Source organism: Frateuria sp. (genome assembly GCF_013362045.1).
GTDB lineage: Bacteria > Pseudomonadota > Gammaproteobacteria > Xanthomonadales > Rhodanobacteraceae > Frateuria_A.
Window position 1 is genome coordinate 1 of record NZ_JABFWW010000036.1, and the last position, 7,769, is coordinate 7,769.

8 protein-coding genes are annotated in these 7,769 nt (G+C 69.7%); 3 read left to right on the forward strand and 5 right to left on the reverse strand.

All coding sequences use genetic code 11. The features are described from left to right. The 4 genes from HOQ08_RS01825 to HOQ08_RS01840 form a co-directional block, all read right to left on the reverse strand. Positions 1 to 870, reverse strand: an 870-nt coding sequence (locus HOQ08_RS01825; protein WP_291190709.1) for a histidine kinase dimerization/phosphoacceptor domain-containing protein, incomplete at its 3' end; no start/stop codon positions are given. Beyond that, the gene (locus HOQ08_RS01830; RefSeq protein WP_291190712.1) at positions 846 to 2,054 is read right to left on the reverse strand and encodes a sensor histidine kinase; all 1,209 of its coding nucleotides are present in this window, start codon (positions 2,052 to 2,054) and stop codon (positions 846 to 848) included. The genes HOQ08_RS01830 and HOQ08_RS01825, both read right to left, overlap by 25 nt. A gap of 39 nt (positions 2,055 to 2,093) precedes the next feature. Continuing rightward, the gene (locus tag HOQ08_RS01835) at positions 2,094 to 2,882 is read right to left on the reverse strand and encodes an ABC transporter permease (RefSeq protein WP_291190715.1); all 789 of its coding nucleotides are present in this window, start codon (positions 2,880 to 2,882) and stop codon (positions 2,094 to 2,096) included. Between the two features lies 1 nt (position 2,883). Then, positions 2,884 to 3,810, reverse strand: coding sequence for an ABC transporter ATP-binding protein (locus HOQ08_RS01840; RefSeq protein WP_291190718.1), 927 nt, complete (start codon positions 3,808 to 3,810; stop codon positions 2,884 to 2,886). Between the two features lie 286 nt (positions 3,811 to 4,096). On the opposite strand from HOQ08_RS01840, the gene HOQ08_RS01845 reads away from it, so the two are divergent. The 3 genes from HOQ08_RS01845 (at position 4,097) to upp (ending at position 6,863) form a co-directional block, all read left to right on the forward strand. After that, the gene (locus HOQ08_RS01845) at positions 4,097 to 5,596 is read left to right on the forward strand and encodes an aminotransferase class III-fold pyridoxal phosphate-dependent enzyme (protein WP_291190722.1); all 1,500 of its coding nucleotides are present in this window, start codon (positions 4,097 to 4,099) and stop codon (positions 5,594 to 5,596) included. Positions 5,597 to 5,768: 172 nt separating this feature from the next. Then, complete coding sequence (locus HOQ08_RS01850; RefSeq protein ID WP_291190731.1) at positions 5,769 to 6,155, forward strand: PsiF family protein; 387 nt, start codon at positions 5,769 to 5,771, stop codon at positions 6,153 to 6,155. Between the two features lie 69 nt (positions 6,156 to 6,224). Next, positions 6,225 to 6,863 carry a uracil phosphoribosyltransferase gene (gene upp / locus HOQ08_RS01855; RefSeq protein WP_291190725.1) on the forward strand — a complete coding sequence of 213 codons (639 nt, stop codon included), beginning with the start codon at positions 6,225 to 6,227 and terminating at the stop codon, positions 6,861 to 6,863. A 144-nt stretch (positions 6,864 to 7,007) separates the two neighbouring features. On the opposite strand, the gene pip is transcribed toward upp, so the two are convergent. After that, positions 7,008 to 7,769, reverse strand: a 762-nt coding sequence (pip, locus tag HOQ08_RS01860; RefSeq protein ID WP_291190728.1) for a prolyl aminopeptidase, incomplete at its 5' end; no start/stop codon positions are given.

The window sequence follows — 7,769 nt, forward strand, 5'->3', positions numbered from 1 at the left end:
GATGCGCTCGGGCAACTGCACGCCCTCGGGCAACCCGCCCTCGAGCGCCACGCCGCTGGCCTCCAGCATCAGCCGCGCGGAAACCAGTTCGGCGGCGAGGTCGCTGCGGCGCATGCCGGTCACCGCGGCGCGAACCTCGGTCAGCGCATGGCGCGCGACGCGCTCGACCTCGGCCATCTCGCGCTGTGCCCGCGCCGGCTCGGCCAGCGCCAGGCGCCGGGCCAGTTCCGACTTGAGCGCCACCAGCGAGAGCGTGTGGCCGAGCAGGTCGTGCAGGTCGCGGCCGATGCGCTCGCGCTCGGCCAGCGTGGCCAGCCGGCGCACCTCCGATTGCGACAGGCGCAGCTCTGCGTCCTGCCGCAGCGTGCGCATGTACAGCACGTTGCTGACGCCGCCGAACAGGCCGGCCAGGCCCACGCCCGCGGCGAGCGACAACTTGTCGCCGAACAACACGGCCTTGCCCAGGGCGAGCACCGTGATGCCGGCGACGCCGAGCAGCCAGTGCCGCCACGATGGCGAATAGGCCAGCAGGATGCCGGCCATCATCATCAGGATGAAACCCACCGGGTTGTAGCACCACAGCACCAGGCCCACCGCCGCGATGCCTGCGGCGTGCCGCTCCAGCTGCGGCAACGGCCCCAGGTAGATGCGCGAGTAGAGATAGACGTAGACGGGCACGGCCAGCAGGGTCGGCGCCATCCAGTGCCAGCTGAAATGGGCGGTCGCCAGCGGCGCCTGGAACAGCGCCACCAGCGCGAACAGCGACACGCCGGCCTGCCAGCGCATATACAACGGCGCGCGCAATTGCCCCAGCAGCGAGTCCGGGCGCGGCGTGAGCAAGCGCATCATGGGCGTGCGTTCGCGGCCCATGGCGCCGCCTCCACCGGCCCTGCCGGCGGCGCGGCGGGCGCTGCCAGCTCCACCACTGCCGCCACTGCCGGCAGCGGCACCGCCACGCGCAGGCGCGTGCCCTGCCCGCGCCTGGAGTGGATCTGCAGCCGGCCGTCCAGCGCACGCACGCGCTCGCGCATGCCGGTCAGACCGTTGCCCTCTTCCTCGACGCCGCCGCGGCCGTTGTCGGCGATGGTCAGGCACAGGCCGCCGTCGATCACCTCGAACGACACCTGGGCCCGCGTCGCCGCGGCATGCCGCGCGATGTTGGTGGCGGCCTCGCGCAGCACCAGCGCCAGTCCGCGCTCGATCTCCACCGGCATGCGCGGCGGCGGGCCGTAGTCCAGATGCACCGCGGAGGATTCCAGCAGCAGCCGCGCCGAAGCCAGCTCCGCCGCCAGGTCGGTGGCCCGGATGCCGGTGACCGCGCAGCGCACCTCGGCCAGCGCATGGCGGGCCACTTTCTCCGCTTCGGCCACTTCCCGCCGGGCCGCCTCGGTGTCGCGGTCGAACAGCTTGCGCGAGAGTTCCAGCTTCAGCGTGATCAGCGACAGCGTGTGGCCGAGCAGGTCGTGCAGGTCGCGGCCGATGCGCTCGCGCTCGGCCGTGGCGGCAAGCCGGCGCACCTCGTCGTGCGACAGTTTCAGGGCCGCGTCCTTCTCGTGCGCGATCCGCTCCACATGGGTGACCAGGCCGATGGTGACCGTCATGAAGGGGAACGCCACCAGCGCCTGCCACGGATAGCCCACCTGCCAGGCGATCAGCACGAACAGCGCGTTCAGGCACAACAGGCGCAGCAGGAACGGCGCCAGGCGGCGGCTGCTCAGGCTGCAGGAGACGCAGCCGTAGATGAAATAGCTCACGCTGCCCGAATAGAACGGCGTCAGCGCGATGCCGAACATCGCCAGCCCCATGCCGTAGCGCGGCGAGGTGCCGCGCGACACCAGCATGGACTTGGCGAACAGCAGCACGAACACCGGATAGGTCGCCAGCGTCAGCAGCGCCCAGCGCCAGCTGTAGCCGCGGTCGAACAGCGGCGTGATGAAGATCCACGCCGACCACAGCAGGTGCACGGACTCCGTCCAGGGCGACTTGCCCTGCTGCTTTATCTCGCTGATGCGCGACCCCGGCTCCGGCGAAAACCAGGCAGTCAGGCGGTTCATCGGGCCAGGCCCATGCTGCGGATCCGCGCCCATGCTACTTCAACCGAACCGGCGCAACCGCCGCGCTGCGAGCAGCAGGAAACCGACGGTGAAGCCCAGCAGCACCAGCACGTGCGGCAGCAGGGCATCCTGCCGCATGCCGACCGCGGCCAGCGCGAGGCGGTCGAGGTGGAAGCTCGGCCATAGCGGCGCGACCTGCTGCAACACTTTGGGCAGCATCGGCAGCGGGAACCACAGGCCCGAAAGGAAGGACATCGGCAGGTAGATGAGGTTGAGCATGCCCGGCGCGCCCTGCCCCTTGATCAGCGTGCCGACGAACATGCCCAGCGCGCAGAACGGCAGCACGCCAAGCACGCCGATGGCGAACAGCGCGCACGCCTGGCCCGGCGACAACGCCACGCGCGCCAGCTGCGAGAGCGCCAGCAGCAACAGCACTACGAACCCTGCGGCCGCCATCGCCATCAGCATCTTGCCGAACAGGTAGGCGCCCGGCGGCATCGGCAGCGCCCGCTTGAGGGTGAGCAGCCCGCCGTCGCGCTCCATCGCCAGCGACACGCCGAAGCCGAACAGGCCCGGGCTCATCACGCCGAAGGTGGCGTAGCTGGCCAGCAGGTAGCGCGAGGCATCGGCGCCTTCGCCCTTGGCCATCAGCACGCCGAAGACGAGATAGAACATGCCCGGGAACAGCGTGATCGGCAGCATGAATCCGGGCGCGCGCAGGTAGCGCAGGCATTCGCTGCGCGCCTCGGCGAGATAGGCGCCGAGCACGCGGCCCAGCGGCATGGCAACGCTGTCGGGGGAGGCGTCGAGGGTAAGCAGGGTGTCCATGTCAGGCAGCCTCGCGCTGGACGGCGGATGCCTCGGCGGCATCGCGGGTGAGTTCGGTGAAGGCCTCGGCCAGGCCGGCGCGCTGCACTTCCAGCTCGCGCAGGTAGGCATCGGTCTGCAGCAGGCGCAGCACCACCACCTCGGCCTCGGCGGTGGTCAGGTGCAGGCGACCGTTCTCGCTGCGCGCCTCGGCCACCTCCGGCCAGCCGCCCACCACCTGCGGCGCGAGCGTGCTGAGGCAGCGGATGCGCTTCATCGCCACGCGGGCGCGCAGTTCGTCCACCGTGCCTTCGTGGATCGTGCGGCCGCGCGCCATCACGCACACGCGGTCGGCCAGCGCCTCGGCCTCTTCCAGGTAATGCGTGGTGAGCAGCACGGAGCAGCCCTCGCCCACCAGCCGGCGGATCGCCGCCCACAGTGACTGGCGCGCCTCGATGTCCATGCCCACGGTCGGTTCGTCGAGGAACAGCAGGCGCGGCCGGCCGCAAAGCGCGAGCGCGAACTGCACGCGGCGCTGCTGGCCGCCGGAGAGCTTGCCGCAGGGGCGGTCGAGCAGATCGCCGACGCCCGCCAGCTCCGCGCTTTCCTGCAGCACGCGCGGATAGGGGTAATAGCTGGCGGTCAACCGCAACAGCTCGCGCACGCGCAGGGTAGGCGGCAGCGTCGCGTTCTGCAGCATCACGCCGATATGGCGCCGCGCGGCGAGTTGCTGCGGGTCGCGGCCGCACAGCTCGACCTGCCCCGCATCCGCTCGATGCAGGCCCAGCAGCAGGCCGATTGCCGTGGTCTTGCCGGCGCCGTTGGGACCGAGCAGCGCGAGCAGTTCGCCGCGGCGCAGCAAAAGATCCAGACCATCGAGCGCGGTCAGCGCTCCGTAGCGTTTCACTGCACCCCGCAGCTGCGCGACCGGCATGGCGGACATGTCCATGGGAGCCTCCCTCGTGTAGCGCAAACGGTAGGCCCGGTGCGCCCTGGCGCCCATTGAGCGGCGTCAGGCCCTGCGCGTGACAGCCGTCATGCGGGGTTACGGCCGGGAGGGCGGCACGGTATCCTTGGGCCTATCGTCCCGCCCGCAAAGCGCTTTTCGGGAGCACGAGTCAAGCTCCCAAGCCATGACGGGCACCGCAGAACCGCACGGGCCACCCCCGGCACGTGCCCGCATTCACACGTCGGCCGCGCCACCCTGGCGCCGGCCGGATTCGAGGAGGACTGCCATGGGTGTGCTCGATCAGCTGCGCGAACTGCGCGAATTCGGCGGCAAGCCGCGTACCGTCGGCCTGGATGACGCCCATATCGAGCGCATGGCCGCCAGCGCACCCGAACTGGTGCAGGCGGTCGGCGAAGCGGTGGCGCGCCATCGCGAGCTGCGCGCGGCCGGCATGGAGAGTTTCCTCAAGCTGGACGAATCCGAGCAGTTGGCCAAGGCCCAGGCCGGCTACGTCAATTTCTATCCGGACGATGCGATCAACCCCTACCTGCCGGCCGCCGCGCGCGGCCCGTGGATCGTCACGCTGAAGGGTGCCGTGCTGCACGACAACGGCGGCTACGGCATGCTCGGCTTCGGCCACAACCAGCCGGCGATCCTCGAGGCCCTCGCCAGGCCGCAGGTGATGGCCAACGTGATGTCGCCGAGCATCTCGCAGCTGCGCTTCACCCAGGCGATGGAAAAGGAGCTCGGCCGCAGCCGCGGGAGCAATCCCTACCATCACTACCTGTGCCTGAACTCCGGTTCCGAAGCGGTCGGCCTGGCCTGCCGCATTGCCGACGTCAACGCCAAGCTGATGACCGACGCCGGCGGGCGCTATGCCAACCGCACGATCAAGCGCCTTTCGGTGCGCGGCGCCTTCCACGGCCGCACCGACAAGCCGGCGCTGTATTCCGATTCCAGCCGCAAGACCTACCTGCAGCACCTGGCCAGCTACCGCCATGAGGACACCCTGCTCACCGTCGCCCCATACGACGTGGCGCAGCTGGAGGCGGTGTTCGCCGATGCCGACAGGCACGGCTGGTTCATCGAGGCGATGTTCCTCGAACCGGTGATGGGCGAAGGCGACCCGGGCCGTGCGGTGACGCCGGAGTTCTACAAGGCAGCGCGCGAACTCACCGAGGCGCACGGCACGCTGCTGCTGGTGGACTCGATCCAGGCCGGCCTGCGCGCGCACGGCGTGCTGTCGATCGTCGACTACCCGGGCTTCGAGAAACTGGCTCCGCCGGACATGGAGACCTTCTCCAAGGCGCTCAACGCCGGCCAGTACCCGCTGTCGGTGCTGGCGGTGGGCGACCGCGCCGCCGGCCTGTACCGCAAGGGCATCTACGGCAACACCATGACCACCAACCCGCGCGCGCTGGACGTGGCGCTGGCGACGCTGGAGCTGCTCACCGACGAGGTGCGCGCCAACATCCGCGCCCGCGGCGAGGAGTTCGTGGCCAAGCTCGACAAGCTCAAGGACGAACTGGGCGGGCTGATCACCAAGGTGCAGGGCACCGGCCTGCTGTTCTCCTGCGAGCTCGCGCCGCAGTTCAAGTGCTTCGGGCAAAACTCCACCGAGGAGTACATGCGCGAGCACGGCGTGGGCGTGATCCATGGCGGCGCCAACTCGCTGCGCTTCACGCCGCACTTCGAAGTGACCAGCGCCGAGATCGACCTGGTGGTCGACCACGTGCGCCAGGCGCTGCTCAAGGGCCCGCGCAAGGCCGAGAGCAAGGCGGCCTGAGCCGTCCGACGCCGCCCGTTCAGTCCGGCAGAGGCGGCTGAACGGGCGTTGCACCGGGACTGAACATCCATCGCACGGCCGCGTACCGTGCCGCTTCCGCCTGGCTGTGGCGCAGGCATAGACTGGCGCCCGCCGGCAGCCGCCGGCCACTTCAGGAGGAAGCATCATGACCATGCGTTTCAGCCTGCTTGCCGCCAGCGCCGTGCTGGCCCTCGCCACCACCGCCGCGTTCGCCGCACCGCAGACTGCCGCCAAGAAGACGCTCTCGCCGCAGCAGCAGCGGATGGCCGACTGCAGCCACCAGTCCGCCGGCAAGAAAGGGGCCGAGCACAAGGCCTTCATGAGCGCCTGCCTCAAGGGCAAGGGTACCGACGAAGCCAAGCCCGCCGCCGCCGCGCCGGCCGCCACGCCTGCGATGAGCGCCAAGGCCACCCAGCAGGAAAAGATGAAGAGCTGCAATGCCGACGCCAAGACCAAGGCGCTCAAGGGCGATGCGCGCAAGAGCTTCATGAGCAGTTGCCTCAAGGGCGCCACCGCCGCCGCGCCCGCCGGGCACTGAAGCCTTCGCCGATGACTCAAGGCGCCGCCGGCTTGGCGGCGCCTTTTTCTTTGCCGCTATGCTTGGCCGATGAAAATCGTCGAAGTCGGCCATCCGCTGATCCGCCACAAGCTCGGCCTGATGCGCCGCGCCGGCATCAGCACCAAGGAGTTCCGCGAGCTCGCCTCCGAAGTGGCCGCCCTGCTCACCTACGAGGCGACCAAGGACCTGGAGACCGTCGAAGAAACCATCGAGGGTTGGGCCGGCCCGGTGGCGGTGGAACGCATCAAGGGCAAGAAGATCACCATCGTGCCGATCCTGCGCGCAGGCCTCGGGATGCTGCCGGGCGTGCTCGACCTGATCCCCTCGGCCAAGGTCAGCGTCGTGGGCCTGCAGCGCGACGAAGCGACGCTGGCGCCCGTCGCCTACTACGAAAAACTCAGCGGCAGCATGCACGAACGCACGGCGCTGATCGTCGACCCGATGCTCGCCACCGCCGGCACCCTGGTCGCCACGGTGGACATGCTCAAGGCCGCCGGCTGCCGGCGCATCAAGGGGCTGTTCCTGGTCGCGGCGCCCGAGGGGCTGGCGCGCATCGAAGCCGCGCACCCGGACGTCGAGATCTATACCGCCGCGATCGACCGGCAGCTCAACGACAAGGGCTACATCCTGCCCGGCCTGGGCGATGCGGGCGACAAGATCTTCGGCACGAAGCAGCTGCCGGGTTGAGCCTTGGCAGGGTGAGCTTCAGCCCATTACGAATCCACCGGCAGGCTTGTGATGGGCTGAAGCCCACCCTGCGCTTCTTCGTTGGGGCTTTTGGCGAGCCTCTTCTCAACTCTCTCCTGGAACGGACCGCGGGCAAGCGCCGCGCTATTGCTTGAACCGGTCGGTCGCCTCGACGAGCTCGTGCGTGATGCCCGGCTCGAAGGCCGAATGCCCGGCGTCCTGCACGATGCGCAGGTCCGCCTCGGGCCAGGCGCGGTGCAGGTCCCACGCGCTGCGCAGGGGGCAGACCACGTCGTAGCGGCCCTGCACGATCACCGCGGGAATGCGTCGGATGCGCTCGACGTTGCGCAGAAGCTGCTCGTCGTGCTCGAAGAAGCCGCCGTGCACGAAGTAGTGGCATTCGATCCGCGCGAACGCCAGCGCGAACTCGTCCTCGCCGCTGCTGGCGATGTAACCGGGGTCCTGGTGGAGGAAGCTGGTGCCGGCCTCCCACGTCGACCAGGCCCGCGCGGCATCCAGCCGCGTCTTCGGATCCTCGCTGGTGAGGCGACGGTGGTAGGCGCTCATCAGGTCGCCGCGCTCGGCGTCCGGAATGGCCGCCAGGTAGGACTCCCAGGCATCGGCATAGAGCGCGTCGCAGCCCTTCTGGTAGAACCACTCCAGCTCCCAGCGGCGCAGCATGAAGATGCCGCGCAGCACCAGCTCGGTCACCTTGTCCGGGTGCGTCTGCGCGTAGGCCAGCGCCAGCGTGGAGCCCCAGGAACCGCCGAACACCAGCCAGCGCGCGATGCCAAGGTGCGCGCGCAGCCGCTCGATGTCGGCGACCAGGTCCCAGGTGGTGTTGTCGGTCAGTTCGGCGTGCGGCGTGGAGCGGCCGCAACCGCGCTGGTCGAACAGCACGATGCG